The following is a 21,535-nucleotide window of genomic DNA, read 5'->3' as shown; positions in this document are numbered from 1 at the left end:
TGTTGCGCGGGCGGAGGAGGCGACACAGCCCCTCTGGCGTCTGCGTCAACCATGGCCGAACGCCTAATCCGACAGAAGCGGCGTCAGGCCCGTCGTGGGAACCGGCGGTGCCGGCTTTTCCCGCGGCTCCTCCGGCAGCGCCGAGAGATGGGGTTGGCGCTGCAATCTGAGGAAGGCCGCGGCGAAGCCGAACAAGGCGAACAGATAGAAGGACGGCCGTGTCGTTCCGAAGGAGGTGAAGAACAACATTTCCATGAACATCAACAGCGCGCCGAAGACAAACACGCCGGCCTCGACGTCGCGCTTCCTTGCTCCCCGGAACCGTCCGGAACGGAGAATGCCGATCAGGAAATGGATGAAAGGCCCAACGAAGATGACGAGGCCGACCAAGCCGGCAATCAGCATGATCCAGATATAGGCGTTGACGAAATCGATGATCCCCTCGCCCTGGACCAGATCGGGAATCCGGGGCTGCAGTTCCTGCATGGAATGGCCGAGTATCGGGTGGTTCGCAAACTCTTCCAATCCCCGATGGAGCAGCAGACGGCGGTAATCCGACGACGCGCTCGACCCTCCGGAGAGGCCCAGCGTTTCCGACAGGTAGGACGAGAATTGTGCGGCGAGAAACAGACAGGAAATCGCGCCGCCAACCACAAACAACTTCCGGGCCAACTGGACATGATGACCGCGCAGGATATCCGCCGCGGCAATCGCGATGCACACGCCGATCCAGGCACCACGCGACTGAGGCGCGATCAGCCCGATTACTATGACGGCCATCAGCAGCATATAGGTGCGACGATTACGGAAATAGTCGCGCGACAGGTAAAGGGCCAGCGCACAAATCGCCAGAACCATCGCCACCGAGGTCGGCTCTCCAAAGGGGCCGCCGGCACGTATCAACCCCGCCCTGACTTTCACGAGAAGCAGAGTCGGCAATTCATAGACACGATAGAGTTCATTGAAGATCGGCCACCCCTTCCACACTTCGAAGACAAGGAGTGCAGCGATGACTACCCCGCCAGCGCCCAACCAGAGCATGGCAGATCTCAAATCTTCGCTGGTGCGCAGCCCGCGGCTGACGATGTAATATGGCAAGGCGAGGTCGAGCGACGTTTCCGCGAGGGCGCGAAAATGATGCGAGATGGTCGTCTCGCGCGCGATGGCCATGCTGATCATGAATACCACCGAAAGGACAATGATGTCCCATTCGACGCGGCACCTGGCTTTGCCCGGATTTGCAAAGACTGCCACTGCCGCACCCAGCGCCAGCGCGTCGTGCACGCCGAACTCGACCAGTTTGAGCGACCCCAGCCAGAGCGTGTCGTCGAGAGCTGGCAGCAATAGCAGGCTGAACAGATAGACCGGGACGATAAGGCTGAAGCGCCCGGCGGCGAACGGCACCCAGAAACACATGCAGATAAACAGCAAAGGAAGCGTGGGCGCGGACCACGCCAACACCGGCATCGCCACCGCGATCACCAGCATCTGTATTTCGATCGGCTTGCGAATATCCTTCTTGAGGCAGAACAGAAACAGGCAGATCGCCGTGGCGCTGACCGTGCCCACGAACAGGCTGGGTTTGACGATCTGATAGCCGCCCAGCGCCACGCGAACGACCAGGGCAAGTCCGGTCAGAATGATGATCGGCACGGGCATCAGCGGCGCCCCGTCTGAAACTTCTTCACTGCGCGAAGCTTGGGTGTCTGGTCCAGCGGCTGTCCGGCATATTCCGTCAATCCCCACGAACCATAGTCCGCGATCGGCGCCGTGGACGCATAGAGCGTCAAGGTGCTGCGAACCCGCTTGTCCCATTCGGCGAGATAGCGCTCGTAAACGCCGGCCATGCGCGGATCGCGCTGTACCGCGCGGGCAAGCGCGATATCTGAGGTCACAAGATGCTGGCCGCCTTCATAGGCGATGAATCGTTTCGCGTGTTTCGCGGCGATCGCCCTGTTCTCGTCGGCAAATTTCATGGTGTGGTCGATGGCCCCGGGCATCGCGGCAAATATCTTGTCGAGATCGCCAGTGCCGAAACCTTTGAGGTCGAACCAGATGTAGGGGGCCGTAGCCAGTGCGTCGACCCAGCGCACGGTATCGGCATCCTCGAGAATGATATTGGCGAGGTCCGGATAGGCATGCTGACTCGCCGCAACCCTGACGAGATGGTCAGGCCTGTCAGCGTAAACCTCGGTCCAGACCTTCATCGCCGCGCGTACCTTCTGCGCATAGCGGATCATCTGCGCACGCTTGGCGTCGCCGCCGCCGAGCTTCATCATCATGCCTTCGCGCTGTGCCTGCTGCGCCGCGTCGAACATGTCGTTCCACACTTCATTGCCCAGTTCGACATAGACGGTTCGTTCCGGATCGAGCTTGTCGTGGACCAACAGCGCGAATTCGCGAATATATTGCTCGTCGGCCTTGTAGGGCATGAGGAACCACGGGTCGGCTCCGGTCCGGTTGGCGACCGCAATCATATCTTCGATCGCCGCGCCGGAGGGCGTGACTTGACTCGAATGTTCGGGCGTGGCCCGATCGGCCCAGTCTACTTCGGCATTGTCGTTGGTCCGCTGCCAATCGAGAAAGCGGACGACCTTGAAATCCTGAACGAACTTCAGAAATGCCGGATGGAAGCGTTCGCCGCGCGGAAAGGCAACGTCGCGGCAATCGACATCGCGCACCGGGTTCGCCGCGTCGGTCCTGACGAGTTCGATCCAGCCACCTTCGTCCGCGGCTCCCGTCGGCGACAGGTCGAGCGTCAGCCAGCCTTCCCCTTGCGACTGGACGCGTGCCACGCCACCCGCCGCGATTTCTCCGTGCCCCTTATATTCACAGCGAACCTGCACGGTACGAAATGGCGCCGGGGGCATGATCAGGGGCCTTGGTGCCGTCTGTCCGGGCTTGAGCTCCCGTACCCAGCCATTCCGGTCCAGCTGCTCCTTCGGCATCAGCGTCCAGCCATCGCCGTGTGACGAGAACCATTCGCTCTGGGTGATAAGATTCAGATAGACCTGATCCCGGTTGAAATTGGCAAGTCCGAACAGGTTGATGCCCAGTTCCGTACGCGCGTCCGACGCCAACGGCGGGGGCGGCTTCGCCTCTTCGGCCGAGTCTGCCTTGCCGACGACCGAGAAAAAGACGGCAGCGGCCATTGCGGCGGCGAGTATGAATGCCCCCAACTTCAACGATCGACTTTCCCGGAAGATGGATGAGCGAATGCCCGCGCCGCTCTGTGCCATGGTTTCGATCTCCCGCTGAGCATTGTGTACCCGGAAAAGGCACGCGGATGCTCATATCGCTTCCCCGCTCTTGAGCCCGGCGATTGACATGTCGGGTCCCTCATCCGGAGTCACCCGCCCGAAAGGGATTCTGCGGACTGTCTCCGCGCAACAGACGCGGCCACTCCATGGAGAAACGTGCCCATTTGTAATGGGCACGGAGCCGTCCGTCCGCTTCGCGCCATTTTGTATCGCGGACATAGGAAAGATAGGTCCCGGCGAACTCGTCCGCGAGATATTGCGAGCAATTGATCGGCACGCGCGCCTGTTCCTCGTGCCACCGCGTCATAAAGCGACCGGCGAAGACCTGTAGTTCGCGAGCAAGCAACGGATCGAGATCGGAAGGCCACGGATCCGCGGGCAAGTCGCCGTAAAGCGCCACATAGGTCACCAGCGCCATGTAGTAGTTCCCAAGCGGGGTCAGATGAACATCGTCCCTGAAAAGCCGTTCCATCGTCGCGCGAGGTGTCGAGGCACTGAGCCCCTTCACGCCCTCTTTCGACACGGCCCGCTCCACCAGCGCGGCCAGCGCCGGACCTGCCGGTATGAGGCGTACCGGCCGTGTCCGCCCCTTGGCCGCAAGGCGATCGTTGATCTGTATGGCGGTGCATTGCCAGGCTCTGGTCGCTGCATCTTCATAAGCGATCCAGTTCTTCGGATCGTCGAGGTCATCGACATTGAGCCAGGCCGCATAGAGATAGGTTTGCCCGCCGGGATTCGAGGCGAAGAAGCGGGCCTCATAGTCCACGGCATGGCCTATGGTGTCGTTCCAGATCAGGCTTTCCAGAAGCGTGTGCACTTCGGTAAGGATCAGCGTGTCATAGGGAGGCTCGGCGGGCCGCCGCCCGAGTTCATCCAGCACGTCGATCGGCTGCCGGTTGCGGTCGGTCCCCTGACGATAGCCACTATGGTCCCCCGGACCGCTGCCCTGCGTGCGCATGCGCAGCGAAGAACCCTCCAGATGCTGCATATTCCATTCCAGCGCATGCCCAGCTCCGCCCGCCAGAGCCGCAAGAAAATCGGGGAGCGGCCGGTCGGTCAGACTATGGCCGGAAATGAACAGTTTCCGCGGGCTATCGTCTGCGGAGCCGTACGCGGCCGAGAAGATGCCCGTCGGGGCGCGGGGGCTCGTGTCAGTCATGCATCCCCCCAAGCCGACGACCGACAGCGCCGCGACCACACGCCAGCCCGGCAGTTTCGGCGCGCTTGTCCGCATCACCGGCCCTCACCGCGTTTCCAGTCCCGCGCGATCTGAAAGATGCCGGGTCCGTCGTACAGGTATCTCCGCCACATTCGCGCGGGATTGGAAGCAAGGCGGTGGAGCCATTCCATTGCCAGCATCTGCATGAACCGCGGCGCGCGCTTCTGGGCGCCGGTGAGGAAATCGAGGCTGGCGCCGACGCAGAAACCGGTACCGCGGGCTCCGCCGGCCTGTTTCACGCGATAGGCAAGAATTTCCTGCTGGGGAGATCCCACCGCAAAAAAGGAATAACGCGCACCGGTGTCGATGACGAACCGCACGGTCCGCATCACCTCGACCGGATCCTTGATGAAACCCATGGGGGGATCGTAGTGATGCACATTCTCGAGACCATATTGTCCGGAAAGCCGGCCGATCATCGCCGCGTGGCCGCCGATGATCGCGATCTTGTCGTGCGGCTGGATGGCGTTTTCGAAAATCTGCTGCGTCAGGTCGCTGCCCGGGACAACCGGCAAGGCGATGCCCAGGTTACGGGCCAGAAGCGCGATGATCCTGCTGTCGCACAAGGTCGCCCATGCCGAACGATAAGCCGGCCACAGGTCCGACCGGCGGCGCTGCAGCCGCACCACATGATCGACATTGGGCGTCACGACATAGGCGAACGGGGCATCTTCGCCCCGCGCGCCGATCGCTTTCAGCACCGAAGGCATCGCCAGCGGCGTGAAAGCGAGGTCCATGAAGACGCTCGCATCATGGCCCATGCGATCGGACGATGTTGGCGATGCATGCAACGTTGCCAAGGCGGCGAACCTCTTGCGATAGAGACGACAGCCGCGCGCATCGGAAATGCACGCGAACCATGCCGCATTATGCAGATATGACGCGCCAATTCTGCTAGGCGAATCCCCTTCCGATTATGCCCAATGGGACGAGGAACCGCGGCCGCCTCCGGGACAGTGCGTGCCACATAAAAAGGCATCTGAATTATCCCCACCCCATAGGAAGGACCGCAATCATCGAATTTCGGGTGACAAGATGGAGAAGTAGGATGGTCTCCGATCAATTGTTCCGGGAGTCGAAATCGTGTTCTCAACACGCCGTGAAGCCGCAGACCGTCGCTCCAAGAATCCCGTCAGGTCTGCCTGCTCGGCGGTAGCCTGCATCGGGATGGCACTCCATGGCCAGGCCGTCGCCCAGCAAGGCTCCATGGCCCCGGAAGCCGCGGCGGGCGCCGGTCAGCAGAGCCAGTATCTGGTCAACGCGGGAGACGAACTGGACATCTTCGTCTGGGGCGAAGAACGGATGCAACGCGCCGTGCGGGTGCAGCCGGACGGCACATTCGCCTTCCCGCTCGCAGGCACCATACAGGCTCGCGATCGCAATGTGACCGATATCGCCGCCGAGATTCGCGAACGCATCACGGTCAATTACCGGTCGTCGGTTCCGGATGTGACGGTGTCGGTCCGCGACGCGACCGGAATGCGATTTTACGTTGTCGGGAAAGTCCGGACGCCGGGCAGCTATACGAGCGGAACCTCGGTCAACATCCTGCAGGCGCTCAGCATGGCGGGCGGCACAGCCGAATTCGCCGACATCAAGAATGCCGTGATCCTGCGCCAGACCCCCGCCGGGCAGGTCGTCGAACCGGTCAGGCTATCGACCATCCTCAAAGGCGGGCGCGCAATGGACGCGGGCATGTTGAGCAACCCGCTCCCCATGCTGCTGAGCGGCGATGTTCTTGTCATTCCCTGACCATATCGAGGCGGCTTCGCGTCTGATTGCGGTCGGATTCCTTGCTCTTCTGGTGGCATTTTCCCTTGCCGTGAAGAGTGAGGCGCGATCCGCGATCACGTTGGAATTCGACGCGAATGTTCTTGTATCGGACAACCCGTTCCTGACCACGGAGAAGGAGCGGGCGACCGGAGCGGTCGAGCTCGTCGCAAGACCGCGTGCCGAGTTGAACCTCGATCCCAGGACCAATCTCGATTTCACGGGTGAGGTCGGCGTTCGTCAGTACAGCAGGCGCTATGGCAATTTCGTGACGGGGCGTTCGGATCTGCAGGTCCGCCACCGCCGCAACGAACATCTGACTGTCACCGGCCGGGCAATCTATGCACGCGATCTCATATCCGACTCCCTGACCGACAGCATCGACTTCGCCGTCGATACCCGCAGCATCCGCGAAAGCGTCGATGCCCGCACGTCCGTGGCGTGGAGCCCCAATGCGATAACCACGATTGTGGGAGACGGAGGCTGGCGCCGGCTGCGATATCCGGGCTCCACGCTGCTCGACACGACCAAGGCTTTCGATTTCGGCATCGCCGCCAGCAGGCGACTGGATGAAAAGCTGACGGTAGGGGTGCAGGCGCACAGGACCATGAGCAATGTTCTGGGCGGCGAGGACACGTCGGTCACGTCGCTGAACGCCACGGCCGTCCGGCGCTTTTCGGCATATTGGTATGGCGGCACGCAGCTTGGCATCGAATGGTCCAAACTGTACGCCCCGGTGAGCCTGGCACGAGAGAGCCGGGCCCGGTTTAATGGCGCTGCCCATCTTTGTTACGAGCCTGCGCAGACCACGGCCTGTATCCGGACCGCGATCGGCAGCGAGGTCAGCGGCCTCGGCGGCCTTCAGCGCGAGTTTTCGGTGGGAGCCGATATCCGCCACCGGATGTCGGAGTTCGGGACCGTCAGCGCCGAAGCGGATTACCGTCGCGCCAGGCTTCCCGGATATGACGCCGCCGCCCGCGTCTTTGCCAGCTCGATCCGGTATGAGCACCGCGTCCGCCGCAACGTCTATCTGACCCCCAGTCTCGCCTATCTGCAGCGCAACCGGCGCGCGGGCGAAAAGGCCGACGCATTCATCTTTCAGATCGGTCTATCAATAAGAGGAGCACGCCCATGAGCGCGGAGCAGGACACCGAAGGTCTGGGCATCTTCCCACGCGAGATCATCGCCGCGCTCTACCGCAAGCGCCTTTGGGTGATCGTGCCGGTGTTGCTGGGGCTGCTCGTGGCGGCGACCGCGATCCTGCTTCAAAAAGACCAGTACCGATCGACGGCGACCCTTCTGATCGATTCCCAGCAGATCCCGACCACCGTCGTCGCCTCCCCGCTCGCCCATATTGCGAACGAACGCATCGCCAAGATCCGCCAGCAGATCCTGAGCCGCGAGAGTCTTGCCGCGCTGGTCGAAGACAATAACCTTTTTCCCGATCAACGCCCGAACATGCCGATCGACGACCTGCTCGATCTGGTCCGCAAGGCGATCAAGGTCGATCTGGTGGGCGCGAACGAAGGACAGCCGGGCGGTGGCGGTTCGACAATCGCCTTCACTCTCTCCTTCACCTATTTTGATCCTGCAAAGGCTCAGGCCGTTACCCGTCAATTGACGAACACTTTTCTGGTGGAGGACAAACGGTTCCGTACCGAACAGGTCACCGGCACCGCGGCCTTTCTGGGACGGCGGGCCGATGAGCTTCGCCGTCAACTTGCCAGCCTCGAAGACAAGCGGCGCGAAGTCGAGGCCCGTTATGCCGGAGGCTTGCCGGATCAGGTCGCGATGAGTGCCCAATCGCACTCCGCCTTGCGCGCCGAAGTGTCGCGTATCGATGCGGAAACGCAGGGGCTTTCACAGCAGGCCAGCCTTCTTGCGGCCCGCGCCGACGAAGACACGCGCACCCCGCCGGGCATCGACGCGCTGCGTCGGGCCGAAGAGCGGTTGAGCCAGCTCTCGGCGGTATATGCCGACGATTATCCGGAAGTCATCGCCGCCCGCGCGGCGGTAAGACAGCAGCGCGCCGCGCTACGCCAGGAGCAGGCGGCGCAAGGCCCCAGTGTGATCCAGCGCGAGATCGCTGCCAGCCATGCCCGCACCCGGATGCTTTCCGTGCGGCGCGCCGAACTGGTGCAATCCATTGCGGATATGGAACGCCGCACCGCGCAAGCCCCGCAGGCGGCCTATGAGCTGAACATGATCGAGCGGGAGTATGAGAATATTCGCCGGCAATATGAAGCGTTGCGGGAAAAGCAGCTCGACGCGCAGGTGTCGGTAACGCTCCAGTCCGAAGACAAGGGCGAGCGCTTCTCGGTCGTCGATGAATCCAGCATGCCCCATCACCCGCTGGGCGCGCATCCCGCCGCAATCCTGCTTGCGGGCCTGTTCGCCGGGCTGGTGATCGGCGTTGGGTCGATCCTCGCCTACGAACTCTCGGCGGGTACGATCCATGGTGCCGAAACGTTGACCCGTCTGCTCGGAGCACCGCCCCTGACGGTCATTCCGGCAGCCGACCGCCCGCAACCCTACGCGCGCCTCCATGCGTGGATCAGCCGACTCAGGGCTCACGCGAATGCAAGCAATTGGGCCAGTTATTTTCAGAAAGCAGGACGCCATGCACGCTGAAGCTGAAACCGGAAAAATCGTTCCGCTGAACCCGATCGCCGGCGATGCGGCTGCCGCGCCGGATCAAAAGCTGGGCCCCATAAGGGATCACATGCTGGACCTCGAGTTGCTTCACCGCAACCTGATCGTCGGCTTCGAGCCCACGAACAGCGAGGACGTCCACCCCTTCTCTGTCCTGAGATCCCAATTGCTCAAGCACGTCCGGTGCACGGGCAAGCGGGTTTTTGCGATCATGTCGGTTCAGCCCGGCAACGGGAAGACGCATGTCGCGGTCAATCTGGCGGCGGCAATGGCGCGTATTCATCCGACAGTGCTGGTCGAACTGGATCTGCGGCGCCCCTCCGTCGGGCAGTGCCTTGGGCTGCCGGGCTTTCATGCCGGGATCGACGATTATCTTGCGGGATATGTCGGGCTTCAGGAAACGGGCATCCACATTCACGGTACCGACCTCACGGTTCATCGTGTGCGCAACGCCACGCCCAATCCCGAGGCCCTGCTATCCACCAGCAAGCTGACCGAGATGACCGACGCCCTTCGCAATTCGGAAGATCAGCCGATCTGCATCATCGACACGCCGCCGGCGGTGATTCACGACGACATCATGCTGATTGCTCCCGCGATCGAGAGCGTCATCATGGTCGTTCAGGAAGCGCGTACCTCCAGGCGCGCCTTGATGAACACCATCAAATCGCTCAATCCGACGCCGGTGATCGGTACCGTGCTCAACATGTCCATCTCCAGTCCGCCGCAGACGTCTGAATATGGCGACTATTATCTGTTGGAGACCGTGCATCAACCGGCTTGAGAGGGCCTGATCACCCCGCCCTGAACCGCGCGGCAGGCCTTTTCGGCTCTCGCCCGGTTGGCATCCCCGTGTCTTTCCATTCCGTTTTCGCGAAGGGTCGACAATGCTCCATCAAATGATCGCAAGGCGACGCCGCTGGCTGAGGGATCTTCCCGCACGGATGGCGCTGAAGCTCTTTAACCGGCCCCGGGTGCGGATCATGCTTGGCCGCAAATATGGCAAGGCGCTGTATATCCATCAGCCGGCCCTGCCATCTCTCACGGGTATCGACGCAAAAATCGTCGGCGCGCTTGAAAAGGACGGAATCTTCATCACGACGATCGAAGCCCTCGGGCTTGCCAATGGCGACAGGGTGGTTGGCGAAGCGAAGGCTCTGGCCGAAAGCTTCGCACAGGAAGCGCACGAACAGATAGCGAAGGGCGAGGTCTTCACCTTTGTCCCCCCCGATCGCGTCATCGACTATCCTTCGATCTATCTGCTCGGGCTGCAGGACAGACTGCTGGACATTGCGGAAAGCTATATCGGACTTCCCCCGGCTTATGACGGCGTGACGATCAACTATACGGTCGCCGATGGCCGCGAAGTTTCGACGCGCAAATGGCATCGCGACTGGGAAGACCGGCGCATGCTCAAGGTCGCCCTGTATCTGCACGATGTCGACGAAGGCGCCGGACCGTTCCAGATGATAAAGCGGCAGGACACGATGCAGAACGATCACGACGGGTTCAACTATGAGCTCGCCGATCACGCCACGTTGGTCGAAAGGCTGGGACCATCCTATGCCGATGACATCATCAGTTGCTGCGGACCGGCAGGAACCGTGATCTTCACCGACACGGCGCGCTTTTTCCATCGCGGGAAACCTGCCACCGCGCGAGACCGGATGGCGATATTCTACAGCTATTTCGCGCAGAATCCGCGGCACCCGTTCCTCTGCGAAAGAACGGGAATGCCGCGCGGCGACGTCGTTCGCCTGACGACCGCCCTTCCCCAGCGACAGCAAAGCGCGGCGTTGTGGCGAAAGCGCCTGTCGATTGCATTGCGGATCATCCCTCCCGCCGGGCTTTGACGGTCGGCAGCGGCAAGCCGCGTCTTAAAGGAAAGGCATCAGCAGCCCCGCAAGATGACGCGCGTTGCGGTCCGGGTCATGCTCGAGGAGCACCCGCTGCCGGCCAACCTGCCCCATTTCGCGGAGCTGCTCGTACGGCGCATCGAGAACGGCCTTCATCGCTTCGGCCAATGCGTCGACCGATCCGGCGGGCACCAGCCAGCCATTGGCATCGTCGACCAACTCGGGAACGCCGGCGATCGATGTCGCGATCACCGGGCGGCCCAGCGCCAGCGCCTCCATCAGTACCACCGGCAGGCCTTCGGCGAAGCTGGGCAAGACCATCGCCCGCGATGCCGTCAGCGCCCTGCGAACGTCTTCGGAGGAGCGCCATCCCGACAGGCGAACGCGACCGGTCAACCCCAGCCGATCGATCTGTTCCTCAAGTTGAGCGCGTCCGTCCCCGTCACCGATCACATCGATGATGAAATCATGGGTATCTGCGACCCGTGCCGCGGCGGTCGCCAGCAAGGGCAGTCCCTTCTGGGCGCCGAGCCTGGCGACGCATGTGAGGCGCTTTGTGGCCAGGCCCGTCGTGTCGGTTGCATCCTCTTCCAGGAAGTGCGGCGCCACCGCGCAGCGGACCACCTGTATGCGCTCCCAATGCAGCGGCGACGACCAGCGCATGAGCTGGCTCCTGCCAAAACTGGAAACACCGGCAGCGAAAGCCGCATCGGCAATCTTGCCCGGCAGATCGAGCGCGAGTGGTGCGTCGAATTCGTCCGGACCATGCGCTGTGAAACTGTAGGTGATCGGCGAAAGCCGGGCGGCGAGCCTTGCGACCGCGACCGGGTTGGTTCCGAAATGGACATGGACATGCCGGATATTACCGCGTTCCATCCGCTCGGCGAGCGCCGCCGCCTCGGCAAAATAGGCAAGCGCGCGCACCGAAAATCCCGTGCTGCGTAGCGATTGCCGCAGAGCATTCAGCGTCCGTCGGGGGCGTCTTGTAAAACTGCGCACGACCGATCCCGCCAGCTGGGCGATATTTCCGTCGAGCAGCGGAATCGTCCGCGCGGCCTCCGCCTGATCCTCCTCGTCAGCAAAGCTTTCGGGCGTGCGGCGAATGGTGAAGCGCGAGACATTCAATCCCGCTCGCTCCAGCGCCGCGATTTCCGTACGAATGAAGCTGTGGCTGACCTTGGGATAGACATTCACGAGATAGGCGACGCGGATCGAACCCCGAACGACGGTATCGAACGCCTCCGGGACAGCCGGCAAGCGAGTTGCAAGGTCTGTCGCAAAGCCCGGTAGCGTCCGCCTTATATATCGGTGTTCCCCCAGTTTCCTGCCCCTGCCATGCATGTCGGCTCATATTGCCTCAATTGGCCCGGCAAGGGCATTCCCCCTTCATCCCGGCAATTTATCACTCCCCTTTCCCACCAATGAAGAATCCCGAAGGGAAAACCTCAAGGCTGATTCCAGCCTAGTTTTTGACGATATGAATGCCGCTTGGGGTGGCGCAGGCTTTGGGCGAACCGGAGCCATTCCATGAATAGCGATTGCCGCGCCCTTTCCGATCCTCTCGCCCTGCCCGGCCGGCGGGGCTGATATCTGTCGTGGCAAGCCTTCCTCATCCCGATCCGCGAGTAGGCGGCGCTTACAGGACCCCCGATGATCCATGGCGAAAACTGACCGGCCCGCTGGCGAACGGCAAGGCGCTTGTCCTGTTGCTGCTCGGGTTCAGCCTTGCGATGATCGCAATCCTTGACGTGATGACTGCGAGCGACGGCAAGCACGGTTCGGGGCTGGACGCCCCGGGCGTCGGAAGGGTCCGGACGGGATACCCCGTCGGCGATGCACCGACGAAAATGCCGGAACTGCCTGCAGGCGCCGCGGTCGCCCCCGACGTCGGCGCTGCGGCAGATGTCGCGCGCAGCATCAACGCTGGCATAGCCTTCGTCCCGGAGGCGCGCGTCCCGGCCGCACCCGTCTTCTGGGCCGGCGGAACGATGGATCGCGAACGCGCGACCGACTGCCTTGCCGCCGCCGGGATATATGAAGCGGGTTCGGGAGCGGCTGACCAGCGCGCGGTGATGCAGGTCATTTTGAACCGGATGCGTCACAGCGCTTTTCCACATTCGGTATGCGGCGTCGTGTTCCAGGGCTCGGAGCGGACCACGGGCTGCCAGTTCACCTTCACGTGCGACGGCGCCATGCTGCGCCGCAGCCCTTCGCCCGCGGCGTGGCGGCAGGCACGCATGATCGCGATGGAAATGCTGACCGGCCGCGTCGAACCGGCGGTCGGCCTCGCCACCCATTATCATACCGACTGGGTCCATCCCGTCTGGAGCGGGCAGATGCAGAAGATCGCATCCGTCTCCACCCACCTGTTTCTCCGCTGGCGCGGAAATTACGGAGAGCCGCGAGCCTTCGGTACGCGCTATTCGGGATCGGAGCCCGTGATCGCGAAGATGGCGCAATTGTCGATCGCTCACCGCATTCCCGGGTCGCCCGGCGATGAGCCCATGCCTTCCGCAACACAATTCGCACCTTCGGCGATTGCCGCACCGGCGCGGATGGAAAATCTGCTCGCGGCCGCTCGAGAGGCGCTGCCCGATCAGGCGCGAACTCCCGATGCCGATGTCTTCCTTATGACCCTGAACAAGTCCGGTCCCGACAATTTCATCCGCGAGGCCGAGCAAGCCTGTGCGGGGAAGGCGACCTGCCGGTTTCTGGGCTGGACCAATCCGAGCCGCAAGGCGGGCCAGTTTCCCGTATCGGGCGCGGCGATTGATGCCCTGTCGTTCAGCTATATCAAACAGGGCCCCGGCGATCCGGGCACGGCGCGCTGGAACTGTGCGGAATTTCCGCGCGACGACCGGGCTCAATGCCTCCGGCGCGGCGGGTGATTGCCAGATGACAAGCGATCGCGCCATGAACTGCAGCGAACGGGGCAAGCCATGAACAGCTTCGCTCATGACTTTCGCAATGCCGTCGTCGTGCACTTCCGGAGCAAACCCTCGAAGCAGGTCGTGCGTCTTCGTCTTATTACCATTTTGATCATGATGGACATTCTGTCGATCCAGATGGTTTTCATGGCGGTAAACCTGATGTTTGTGGGCACGCCCATCTTGCGCGGGCTGGGTTTTGCGGTCGGGTCGGTAATTCCGATCTTCCTGATTTGCGCTTTCATGGTGCGCGCCTACTCAGGCCCCGAAATCCTGAAGCCCAGCACGTCGATCGGCGGCGTAATGCTCGCATTGCTGATCAGCGCGACAGTGCTGGGAATGATCATCTTCTCGCTGGGCGTGGGGCCCCACGTGTCCCGCGTCGGCATGGCGCTGACATTCGCGCTCTCGGCGGTGCTGATCTCGATCATCCACTATTTCCATGCCAAATACACGAACGGGGCCCTGGGCGGCTCGCTTTACTCGACGATCGAACTGTATGACGGGGCGCTTCCCGGGATGGACAGCGATCCGGGAAGCGATCCGGGCGTGGAAACGAATTTCTTTTTCGACCCCGCCCGGCCTACCCCCGCCAGCTTCGACCGGCTGGCTCATGTCATCGGCGGCGCGGACCGCGTTATCGTGCATTGCGCCAACGAGCGTCGTCCGGCGTGGGCCGACGTCCTTCAGGGGATGAACGTCCATGCCGAGTTCATGGCCAGGGAATGGACCGACATCCGCCCGCTGGGCATCGGCGAACATAACGGAAGCCGCACGGTGGTCGTTGCGCGCGGGCCGCTGAACCTCCACGACCGGATCATCAAGCGCGGTTTCGACGTGGCCTTTTCCGCTATGGCCCTCGTTCTGCTGTCCCCCGTTATCGTCGCGGCGGCGATCGTCATCAAGATCGACAGTCCCGGTCCGGTCTTCTTTGTCCAACCGCGGATCGGCCGGCAAAACCAGCTGTTTCAGTTGATCAAGTTCCGCAGCATGCGGCAGGATTGCTGCGACAAGGCCGGTGTCCAGTCGACGAGCCGTCTGGACGAGCGCATCACCCGCGTCGGGAACTTCATCCGCCGAACCAGCATCGATGAATTGCCCCAACTCATCAACATATTGAAAGGCGACATGAGCGTCGTCGGGCCGCGCCCGCATGCGGTTAGTTCCACGGCCGAAGACCGGCTCTTCTGGGACATCGACAATCGCTACTGGCACCGCCACGCCTGCCGCCCCGGCCTTACGGGCCTCGCCCAGATCCAGGGGCTGCGCGGCGCGACGGGCTGCGTCAAGGATCTGGTCGACCGGGTCGAGGCTGATCTTCAATATCTGCAGTCCTGGTCCTTCTGGAATGACATCCGGATCGTGTTCCAGACCTTCAAGGTGATCGTGCACACCAACTCATTCTAGACCTTGCAGAGACCGACAATATCAATTGCCAAACGGACCATGATGGAAATCTACGAACCAATTCCCGGACTCAAGCTTGTTACGCCGGATCGCCATGGCGATCACCGGGGGTTCTTTTGCGAGACATGGAATCGCAGGAGCTTTAAAAGGCTGGGGATCGACATCGAATTTGTTCAGGACAATATCTCCTTCTCGGCGCAGGCCGGAACTGTTCGCGGCCTCCATTATCAATCCCCGCCCCATGCCCAAGCGAAACTGGTCCGCTGCGGCCGCGGTCGGCTATTCGACGTTGCGGTGGACATTCGCACCGGCTCTCCGACTTACGGCAAATGGTTCGGGATCGAGCTCAGTTCTGAAAACGCCAGGCAACTCCTGATCCCGGCGGGCTTCCTCCACGGATTTATCACGCAGGAAGCCGATACCGAAATATCCTACAAATGCTCCGATTATTATGCGCCCGAGGCCGAAGGAACCGTGCGCTGGAATGATCCGGCGATCGGGATCGAATGGCCGCTGTCGGGCCACCCGGTGCTGAGCACCCGGGACGCCGAGGCGTCTCCGCTCCACGATCTCGAGAGCCCATTTATCTGGGAAGGTGACGCATGAAGATACTCGTCACAGGCGGAGCAGGCTTCATCGGTTCGGCGGTGGTTCGGCTGGCGATATCGCGCGGACACGAGGTGGTGAATCTCGATGCGCTGACCTACGCGGCCTGTCTGGAAAACCTGGCGACCGTTTCGGACAGCGCCCTGTACTGTTTCGAGCAGGCCGATATTCGCGACCGCGCCGCGATTGCGAGGATATTTTCGAAGCATCGTCCCGATATGGTGATGCATCTCGCTGCGGAATCGCACGTGGACCGTTCGATCGATGGCCCGGGTGACTTCATCCAGACCAATATCGTCGGCACGTTCAACATGCTCGAGGCCGCGCGGACATACTGGTCCGGTGCCGGTAAACCTGATGGTTTCTGTTTTCATCATATCAGCACCGATGAAGTTTTCGGTTCGCTGTCCGCCGATCCAGCCGACCGCTTCTGCGAAGACACGCCATATGATCCGCGCAGCCCCTATTCGGCGTCCAAGGCCAGTTCCGACCATCTGGTGAGGGCGTGGCATGAAACCTATGGCTTGCCCGTCGTCCTCACAAATTGTTCGAATAACTACGGACCCTATCAATTTCCCGAAAAGCTCATTCCGGTCGTGATCCTCAATGCGATATCGGACCGTCCGATACCGATCTACGGCAACGGTTCGAACGTTCGTGACTGGCTGTTCGTGCTCGACCATGCCGAGGCCTTGCTGTTGGTAGCCGAAAAAGGCCGCGTCGGGCGCAGTTACAATATCGGCGGCGAAAACGAGCGGACAAATCTGGAAATCGTGCAGGCCATCTGCGCGATCCTCGACGATATTCGCCCGCGCGTGAACGGGAAGTCCTACGCCGATCTCATCGCCTATGTAACCGATCGTCCGGGCCATGACGCACGCTATGCCATCGACGCGTCACGCATCGGCAACGAGCTCGGCTGGCGCCCGTCCGTTACCGTCGAAGAGGGGCTGGAGACGACGATACGCTGGTATCTCGAGAACGAGGGCTGGTGGCGTCCCATGCTGGAGCAGCAAGGCCTCGGTCAACGCCTCGGAACCGGCAGGAAGGCGGCATGACAATCCTCGTCTTCGGTAAAACCGGCCAGGTCGCCATCGAACTGCAGAAATATGCCGAGGTCACGGCGCTGGACAGAAGCGCGGCCGATCTCGGTAATCCTGCGGCCTGCGCCGCCGCCATTGTCGCGCACGCCCCGCACGCGGTCATCAATGCCGCGGCCTACACCTTCGTCGACCGCGCCGAGGAAGAAGAGGCTCTGGCGAGGGTGATAAATGGCGAAGCACCGGCCGCCATGGCCCGTACATGCGCTGAAATGGACATCCCCTTTGTCCATATCTCGACGGACTATGTCTTCGACGGCACCGGCGGGAAGGCATCGAAGCCGGAAGATCCTGCCCGCCCCGTAAATGCATATGGCCGGACAAAGTATCTCGGTGAAAAGGCCATCAGGGCGGCGGCCGGTTGCCATGCCATCCTCCGCACTTCGTGGGTCTTTTCCGCCCACGGATCGAACTTCGTAAAAACCATGCTTCGCTTGTCCCGAACGCACGAGATGCTGAATGTCGTGGAGGACCAGATCGGCGGACCGACGCCCGCCTCGGCCATCGCCGCGGCCTGCCGCTCGATCGCGGAGCAGTTGACCGCCGACAGAGGAAAATCCGGCACCTATCATTTCAGCGGCGCGCCGGACGTCAGCTGGTATCAATTCGCCTCGGAAATCCTTTCCCGTACGAACAGCGCCCCGGACCTCAGACCAATTCCCGCAAGCGCTTATCCCGCAAGCGCTGAACGGCCGCCCAGCTCCCGGCTCGACTGCAGGACGACCGAAGCCACCTTCGGCCTGACCCGCCCCGACTGGCGAGCGGCACTCGATGACATATTGGAAGAACTGGAAGAAACAGCATGACGGCGCGCAAGGGAATCATCCTCGCCGGCGGATCGGGCACGCGGCTTTATCCCATCACCGTCAGCATCTCGAAGCAGCTGCTGCCGATTTACGACAAGCCCATGATCTATTACCCTCTGACCGCTTTGATGCTGGCGGGTATCCGGGATATCCTCGTCATCACCACGCCGCACGATCAGGAGCAATTCGAGCGCACCCTGGGGGACGGAAGCCAATGGGGCATCAGGATCGGCTATAAGGTCCAGCCCAGTCCTGACGGGCTTGCACAGGCCTTTATCCTCGCCGAGGAGTTTCTGGACGGCGCCCCGTCCGCGATGGTTCTGGGCGACAATATCTTCTTTGGCCACGGGCTGCCTGACCTTTTGCAGGAAGCCGACGCAAACCCGGTTGGTGCGACGATCTTCGGATATCATGTGGCGGACCCGGAACGCTATGGCGTGGTCGATTTCGACGAGAACGGGGCGGTCCGCGCGATCATCGAAAAGCCGCCTGTCGCGCCGTCCAACTACGCCGTTGCGGGTCTCTATTTCGTCGACGGAACAGCCCCCGAGCGCGCACGCCAGGTAAAACCCTCGGCCAGAGGAGAGCTGGAGATCACCACGCTTCTCGAAAGCTATCTTCGCGACGGGACACTTTCGGTCAAGCGGATGGGCCGCGGCTATGCCTGGCTCGATACGGGCACGCACGCATCGCTGCTCGATGCCGGAAACTTCGTTCGCACACTCACCGAACGGCAGGGCCAGCAAGTCGGCTCGCCCGATGAGGTCGCGTTTAATATGGGCTGGATCGATCACGAAAAGCTGTCGATACGCGCTCGGCATTTCGCGAAGAACGACTATGGCATCTACCTAACAAACTTGGCGAACTTTTGAATCGATGGGTTGCTGATCTGGACACGAGAGTTCACGTCGTTTCGCCCCGATGACCTTCATTGCCATTACCAGCGGAGCAAGGGTCCGACGATCGTAACCCGGTCAGAGGCACCCGCGCATGGCTCACCGCGCTGTATCGGCGTGAGGCCGCTGTGCAGGTGTCGATCGAGGCGTCGCTCATCCCAAGTTCGCGGGAGGCGGTGCGAAAGTTGCGGCGGGTCGGGAGGCAATGATTTGGCAGGTCGTCGCCGATAGAATAGGAGCCCTGCGACGAACGGCACACGAATGGAGACGGATAAGGCATGAATATCCTGCTGACGGGCGGTGCGGGCTATATCGGCAGCCATGTCGCGGCGCCGCTGGTATCGTCCGGGCACAAGGTCGTGTGCTTCGATAATCTGTCGAACAGCGATCCGGTCGTCATCGAACGACTGGAGGCGATTACGGGCCACGCCATTCCACTCGTTACCGGCGATATTCGCGATGGCGAGGCGCTGCGCCGGGTCATCCGCGACAATGGGATCGAGGCTGTGATCCATTTCGCGGGACTGAAGGCCGTCGGCGAGTCGGTCGCCGAACCGATGAAATATTACGACAACAATGTCCGCGGCACGCTATCGCTTCTCGAAGCGATGGCCGATTGCGGTGCCAGGACGCTTGTCTTCTCCTCGAGCGCCACCGTCTATGGCCAGCCACAATATCTGCCGCTCGACGAAAACCACCCGACCTCGGCGACCAATCCCTATGGCCGGACCAAGCTGATGATCGAGGAGATGCTGGCCGACGTCGCCGCCGCCGATCCCGAATGGCGCATCGCGATCCTGCGCTATTTCAATCCCGTCGGCGCGCACGACAGCGGGTTGATCGGCGAAAATCCGAACGGCGTTCCCAACAATCTGATGCCCTTCGTCAGCCGCGTCGCCGCCGGACGGTTGAGCGAGCTATCGGTGTTCGGCAATGATTACGACACACCCGACGGCACGGGCGTGCGTGACTATATTCATGTCGTCGACCTCGCCGACGGCCATGTCGCGGCGCTCGACGCGATCGCTAAGAGCGACCGGCCGTTGTCGACCTGGAACCTCGGCACCGGCCAGGGCTATTCGGTGCTCGACATGGTCGAGGCATTCGAGCGTGTGAACGGGGTGCGCATACCCTATCGCATCGCGCCCCGCCGCGACGGCGACGTAGCGAGCTGCTTTGCCAGCCCCGAACGTGCGGCGCACGAGCTTGGCTGGAAAGCGGAGCGCGACCTCGATGCGATGTGCGCGTCGAGCTGGCATTTTGAACGCACCCTCGCGGGGCGCAATTCGGACTAGCCGAACCAGCCCGCAGTCTGCACAAGCACCCATACACCGATCACCAGGAACAACCCCGCCGCGACCATGCGGACCTTGGCAAGATCGACGCGCTTCAGCAATTCGTGACCAAGGAAGATCGCAGGGACATTGGCGATCATCATGCCGAGCGTCGTGCCCGCGGTCACTGAGACCACGTCATGATATTGCGCGCCCAGCGCGATCGTCGCGACCTGCGTCTTGTCACCCATTTCGACGAGGAAAAAGGCGACGAGCGTGGTCAGGAAGGCACCGAAGCGCGGCTTGGGTGCTTCGTCATCGTCGAACTTGTCGGGGATCAGCGTCCATGCCGCCATCGCGACGAACGACACGCCGATCGCGTACCGGAAGATGTCGCTGTCGAGGAACGCTGCAGCCGACGCGCCGAGCAGTGCGGCGAGCGCATGATTGGCGAGCGTCGCGACGAGAATGCCGAGGATGATCGGCAATGGACGGTTGAAACGCGTCGCGAGCAGGATCGCGAGCAATTGCGTCTTGTCGCCGATTTCGGCGAGAGCGACGACCGCGGTCGACGTGAACAGGGCTTCCATGGGTACTCCGGGGCCGAGCAGCTTGCGATTCCAACGGACATCGAACCCGCCGCCCGGCCCGGACGAAGGTGCGATGCCATTGGTCTCGCCCAAGCGGTGATCCCGCTCCCACGCACCATGACCTCTCGGCCAAGTATGTTGATGCGATGGCCCGTCCCGAAAGACGGCTGGCTACTCCCCAGATGACGGGGCGGCGTTAGCGGGCTTCGCCGGCGCTGGCAAGTCCGAAGCCGCCGCAGCCTTTTCGGACTCGGCGATGTCGGCGTCCATCGCCCTGGCGCGCATCTCGATCTCCTTTGCCGCCTTGTCGTACCGCGTATCGAAATCGGGTTCGTCCTTGCACGCAGCGAGGAGCAGCAGCGGCACGAGCAAGGCAACGGCGGCGCGCATCAATAATCCTTGCGATAGCGGATGCTGAGGTTCGACTGGCCCGAACCGCCCGCCTGGCTGAGCAGCGACAACGCCGGGGTCAGGCTGATCTCGAGCTGTGTGGCGGTATAGCCCCGCGCATCGGTGATCACCTCGAGATAGATATCCTTGGTTATATATTGCCCGGCGGCGAGCGCGGCGCCGCGGCCGACCGTGTCGTCGGGACCGAGGACGCGAAGCCGGTCGATGCCGGTCGCCGACTGGAGCGCGCCAAGCGGACTCAATCCCCCGCCCCCGCTGCTCAGCGTGTTGAGCGACGAGGCGAGTTGCACCGCCTGCAGCGGGGACAATGTCGTGATCGAATCGCCGAACAGGATGCGCGACACGATCTCGTCCTGCGGCAGGCCGGGAACGCTCGAGAAGGCAATTTGCGGGTTGCTTGCGCGGCCCGTGACGCTGATGTTCACCGTCACCGTTTCGATCGTGTCGCTGGCGAGCAGGCGGATCGCAGGGTCGAAGGCATCGCCGGTCGGGAAGGTCACCCGGCCCTCCTCAAGCTCGAACGAACGGCCCGCGAAGCCCAGCGTGCCGCGCACCAGTTCGATTTCGCCGGTCACGCGCGGTGCCTCGGTCGTCCCGCGCAGCACGATGTCGGCCTTCCATTCGGATTCGAGCCCCATGCCGGTCACATAGATCTCGTCCGAAGCCTTCAGCGCGATGTCGAGACGGATGAGGTCGAACAGGCTGCCGCCGACCGCGGCGAGCCCGTCGCCGCTGATCCGCGGGCGCCCGGCGGGCGCCTT

20 protein-coding genes and 1 riboswitch are annotated in these 21,535 nt (G+C 62.2%); of the genes, 12 read left to right on the top strand and 8 right to left on the bottom strand.

Features of this window, described 5'->3' with window-relative positions:
- Positions 1-63 precede the first annotated feature (63 nt).
- From VN047_RS17160 to VN047_RS17145, 4 genes are all read right to left on the bottom strand, one after another.
- Positions 64-1,659, bottom strand: coding sequence for an O-antigen ligase family protein (locus VN047_RS17160; RefSeq protein ID WP_325544793.1), 1,596 nt, complete (start codon positions 1,657-1,659; stop codon positions 64-66).
- Entirely contained in the window at positions 1,659-3,185 is a 1,527-nt protein-coding gene (locus VN047_RS17155) for a hypothetical protein (RefSeq protein ID WP_325544791.1), read from the bottom strand. Before VN047_RS17155 ends, VN047_RS17160 begins: the two co-directional genes overlap by 1 nt.
- Before the next feature lie 154 nt (positions 3,186-3,339).
- Positions 3,340-4,419 (bottom strand): hypothetical protein, encoded by a 1,080-nt coding sequence (locus VN047_RS17150; protein WP_325544789.1) that lies wholly within the window; start codon positions 4,417-4,419, stop codon positions 3,340-3,342.
- A 74-nt stretch (positions 4,420-4,493) separates the two neighbouring features.
- Positions 4,494-5,216, bottom strand: a complete 723-nt coding sequence (locus VN047_RS17145; RefSeq protein ID WP_325544787.1) for a WecB/TagA/CpsF family glycosyltransferase — start codon at positions 5,214-5,216, stop codon at positions 4,494-4,496.
- Between the two features lie 469 nt (positions 5,217-5,685).
- On the opposite strand from VN047_RS17145, the gene VN047_RS17140 reads away from it, so the two are divergent.
- The 5 genes from VN047_RS17140 (at position 5,686) to VN047_RS17120 (ending at position 10,754) form a co-directional block, all read left to right on the top strand.
- On the top strand, positions 5,686-6,231 hold the full coding sequence (locus VN047_RS17140) for a polysaccharide biosynthesis/export family protein (protein WP_325544785.1): 546 nt from the start codon (positions 5,686-5,688) through the stop codon (positions 6,229-6,231).
- Positions 6,212-7,384 carry a hypothetical protein gene (locus tag VN047_RS17135; protein WP_325544784.1) on the top strand — a complete coding sequence of 391 codons (1,173 nt, stop codon included), beginning with the start codon at positions 6,212-6,214 and terminating at the stop codon, positions 7,382-7,384. Before VN047_RS17140 ends, VN047_RS17135 begins: the two co-directional genes overlap by 20 nt.
- Complete coding sequence (locus VN047_RS17130) at positions 7,381-8,880, top strand: lipopolysaccharide biosynthesis protein (RefSeq protein WP_325544782.1); 1,500 nt, start codon at positions 7,381-7,383, stop codon at positions 8,878-8,880. Before VN047_RS17135 ends, VN047_RS17130 begins: the two co-directional genes overlap by 4 nt.
- Positions 8,870-9,685, top strand: a complete 816-nt coding sequence (locus VN047_RS17125; RefSeq protein WP_325544780.1) for a CpsD/CapB family tyrosine-protein kinase — start codon at positions 8,870-8,872, stop codon at positions 9,683-9,685. Before VN047_RS17130 ends, VN047_RS17125 begins: the two co-directional genes overlap by 11 nt.
- Before the next feature lie 115 nt (positions 9,686-9,800).
- Entirely contained in the window at positions 9,801-10,754 is a 954-nt protein-coding gene (locus tag VN047_RS17120; RefSeq protein ID WP_325544778.1) for a hypothetical protein, read from the top strand.
- Between the two features lie 24 nt (positions 10,755-10,778).
- Here the strand turns inward: VN047_RS17120 and VN047_RS17115 are convergent, their stop codons facing one another.
- On the bottom strand, positions 10,779-12,014 hold the full coding sequence (locus tag VN047_RS17115; protein WP_325544776.1) for a glycosyltransferase: 1,236 nt from the start codon (positions 12,012-12,014) through the stop codon (positions 10,779-10,781).
- A 338-nt stretch (positions 12,015-12,352) separates the two neighbouring features.
- On the opposite strand from VN047_RS17115, the gene VN047_RS17110 reads away from it, so the two are divergent.
- From VN047_RS17110 to galE, 7 genes are all read left to right on the top strand, one after another.
- A complete protein-coding gene (locus tag VN047_RS17110; RefSeq protein ID WP_325544774.1) occupies positions 12,353-13,645 on the top strand; it encodes a cell wall hydrolase in 1,293 nt (430 codons plus the stop codon).
- A 51-nt stretch (positions 13,646-13,696) separates the two neighbouring features.
- Positions 13,697-15,091: a sugar transferase gene (locus VN047_RS17105; RefSeq protein WP_325544772.1), complete on the top strand. Its 1,395-nt coding sequence runs from the start codon at positions 13,697-13,699 to the stop codon at positions 15,089-15,091.
- 39 nt (positions 15,092-15,130) lie between these two features.
- A complete protein-coding gene (gene rfbC / locus VN047_RS17100; RefSeq protein WP_325544770.1) occupies positions 15,131-15,697 on the top strand; it encodes a dTDP-4-dehydrorhamnose 3,5-epimerase in 567 nt (188 codons plus the stop codon).
- Positions 15,694-16,755 carry a dTDP-glucose 4,6-dehydratase gene (gene rfbB / locus VN047_RS17095; protein WP_325544768.1) on the top strand — a complete coding sequence of 354 codons (1,062 nt, stop codon included), beginning with the start codon at positions 15,694-15,696 and terminating at the stop codon, positions 16,753-16,755. The genes rfbC and rfbB overlap by 4 nt, the downstream gene beginning before the upstream one ends.
- Positions 16,752-17,603, top strand: coding sequence for a dTDP-4-dehydrorhamnose reductase (gene rfbD, locus VN047_RS17090; protein WP_325544766.1), 852 nt, complete (start codon positions 16,752-16,754; stop codon positions 17,601-17,603). The genes rfbB and rfbD overlap by 4 nt, the downstream gene beginning before the upstream one ends.
- The gene (gene rfbA, locus VN047_RS17085) at positions 17,600-18,475 is read left to right on the top strand and encodes a glucose-1-phosphate thymidylyltransferase RfbA (protein WP_325544764.1); all 876 of its coding nucleotides are present in this window, start codon (positions 17,600-17,602) and stop codon (positions 18,473-18,475) included. The genes rfbD and rfbA overlap by 4 nt, the downstream gene beginning before the upstream one ends.
- 302 nt (positions 18,476-18,777) lie before the next feature.
- Positions 18,778-19,794, top strand: coding sequence for a UDP-glucose 4-epimerase GalE (galE, locus tag VN047_RS17080; protein ID WP_325544763.1), 1,017 nt, complete (start codon positions 18,778-18,780; stop codon positions 19,792-19,794).
- Here the strand turns inward: galE and VN047_RS17075 are convergent.
- The 3 genes from VN047_RS17075 to VN047_RS17065 form a co-directional block, all read right to left on the bottom strand.
- Positions 19,791-20,363: a TMEM165/GDT1 family protein gene (locus VN047_RS17075; RefSeq protein ID WP_325544761.1), complete on the bottom strand. Its 573-nt coding sequence runs from the start codon at positions 20,361-20,363 to the stop codon at positions 19,791-19,793. The two genes, galE and VN047_RS17075, sit on opposite strands and share 4 nt — an antisense overlap.
- 17 nt (positions 20,364-20,380) lie before the next feature.
- Positions 20,381-20,556, bottom strand: a riboswitch (yybP-ykoY riboswitch).
- Positions 20,535-20,753 (bottom strand): hypothetical protein, encoded by a 219-nt coding sequence (locus VN047_RS17070; protein WP_325544759.1) that lies wholly within the window; start codon positions 20,751-20,753, stop codon positions 20,535-20,537. (Overlaps the previous riboswitch by 22 nt.)
- The coding region (locus VN047_RS17065) for a translocation/assembly module TamB domain-containing protein (RefSeq protein ID WP_325544757.1) at positions 20,753-21,535 on the bottom strand (783 nt) is incomplete at its 5' end. The genes VN047_RS17070 and VN047_RS17065, both read right to left, overlap by 1 nt.

The sequence above is a fragment of the Sphingopyxis sp. genome (assembly GCF_035565275.1).
Taxonomy (GTDB): domain Bacteria; phylum Pseudomonadota; class Alphaproteobacteria; order Sphingomonadales; family Sphingomonadaceae; genus Sphingopyxis.
The sequence above is the reverse complement of the archived record's forward strand: the minus strand, read 5'-3'. Positions and strand labels throughout refer to the sequence as shown.

Bases quoted from the DNA above. Each gene is read 5' to 3' on its own strand.
- VN047_RS17160 (WP_325544793.1), bottom strand. From the start codon at position 1,659: ATGCCCGTGCCGATCATCATTCTGACCGGACTTGCCCTGGTCGTTCGC.
- VN047_RS17150 (WP_325544789.1), bottom strand. From the start codon at position 4,419: ATGACTGACACGAGCCCCCGCGCCCCGACGGGCATCTTCTCGGCCGCG.
- VN047_RS17145 (WP_325544787.1), bottom strand. From the start codon at position 5,216: ATGGACCTCGCTTTCACGCCGCTGGCGATGCCTTCGGTGCTGAAAGCG.
- VN047_RS17140 (WP_325544785.1), top strand. From the start codon at position 5,686: ATGGCCCCGGAAGCCGCGGCGGGCGCCGGTCAGCAGAGCCAGTATCTG.
- VN047_RS17135 (WP_325544784.1), top strand. From the start codon at position 6,212: ATGTTCTTGTCATTCCCTGACCATATCGAGGCGGCTTCGCGTCTGATT.
- VN047_RS17130 (WP_325544782.1), top strand. From the start codon at position 7,381: ATGAGCGCGGAGCAGGACACCGAAGGTCTGGGCATCTTCCCACGCGAG.
- VN047_RS17125 (WP_325544780.1), top strand. From the start codon at position 8,870: ATGCACGCTGAAGCTGAAACCGGAAAAATCGTTCCGCTGAACCCGATC.
- VN047_RS17120 (WP_325544778.1), top strand. From the start codon at position 9,801: ATGATCGCAAGGCGACGCCGCTGGCTGAGGGATCTTCCCGCACGGATG.
- VN047_RS17105 (WP_325544772.1), top strand. From the start codon at position 13,697: ATGAACAGCTTCGCTCATGACTTTCGCAATGCCGTCGTCGTGCACTTC.
- rfbC (WP_325544770.1), top strand. From the start codon at position 15,131: ATGATGGAAATCTACGAACCAATTCCCGGACTCAAGCTTGTTACGCCG.
- rfbB (WP_325544768.1), top strand. From the start codon at position 15,694: ATGAAGATACTCGTCACAGGCGGAGCAGGCTTCATCGGTTCGGCGGTG.
- rfbD (WP_325544766.1), top strand. From the start codon at position 16,752: ATGACAATCCTCGTCTTCGGTAAAACCGGCCAGGTCGCCATCGAACTG.
- rfbA (WP_325544764.1), top strand. From the start codon at position 17,600: ATGACGGCGCGCAAGGGAATCATCCTCGCCGGCGGATCGGGCACGCGG.
- galE (WP_325544763.1), top strand. From the start codon at position 18,778: ATGAATATCCTGCTGACGGGCGGTGCGGGCTATATCGGCAGCCATGTC.
- VN047_RS17075 (WP_325544761.1), bottom strand. From the start codon at position 20,363: ATGGAAGCCCTGTTCACGTCGACCGCGGTCGTCGCTCTCGCCGAAATC.
- VN047_RS17070 (WP_325544759.1), bottom strand. From the start codon at position 20,753: ATGCGCGCCGCCGTTGCCTTGCTCGTGCCGCTGCTGCTCCTCGCTGCG.